We start from the raw sequence: 491 nt of genomic DNA on the forward strand, positions 1-491 counted from the left end.
TAAGCATCTCTCTCACTACGTCTTCCACGAACCTCGGGTTTTCATGCGCCTTTTTAACCACAAAAAACTCGTCGGGGCGCTTCAGCAACTCGTAAATTTCCGAGCTCATAGAAGCTTCCACTACGTGAACTAAATTTTCGCTTCTCTATCAGACGCTTGGCGGAACTACCTGGTATCTATCGGCGGGGCGCTTTTTTGCCATGCCGAGTGTGTATGAGCTTTTTGGAGATGGAGCTTGGGTGGTCCCGAATGTGAACCTGAAGCCTTTCCTAAAAACGCTTGAAGGGCCACGCCTTGAGCTCATTTTTGGGGATGCCGTGAAGTTGGATTTTACCGCTCTCGCCCCCGCGCCGAACAAGGTAGTGGCCAACATACCTTACCACATAACTACAGACCTCGCCAAGGCCGATCCACAGCTTATGCTATAATAATCACCACACCTCTTACACTGACGCCTACGGGTGTCAAATCCTTAAGAAAGGGGAGAAGCT

The 491-nt window shown here is 49.9% G+C and carries 1 protein-coding gene and 1 pseudogene; one reads left to right on the top strand and one right to left on the bottom strand.

The features are described from left to right. Window positions 1–127 (bottom strand): annotated as a pseudogene (locus EZM41_RS10945) (GTP cyclohydrolase, FolE2/MptA family); the annotation flags it as partial. Window positions 128–251: 124 nt separating this feature from the next. On the opposite strand from EZM41_RS10945, the gene EZM41_RS10950 reads away from it, so the two are divergent. After that, window positions 252–428 carry a hypothetical protein gene (locus EZM41_RS10950; RefSeq protein ID WP_198471132.1) on the top strand — a complete coding sequence of 59 codons (177 nt, stop codon included), beginning with the start codon at window positions 252–254 and terminating at the stop codon, window positions 426–428. The last annotated feature ends 63 nt before the right edge of the window (window positions 429–491 follow it).

The sequence above is a fragment of the Acetomicrobium sp. S15 = DSM 107314 genome, from assembly GCF_016125955.1.
Lineage (GTDB): Bacteria > Synergistota > Synergistia > Synergistales > Thermosynergistaceae > Thermosynergistes > Thermosynergistes pyruvativorans.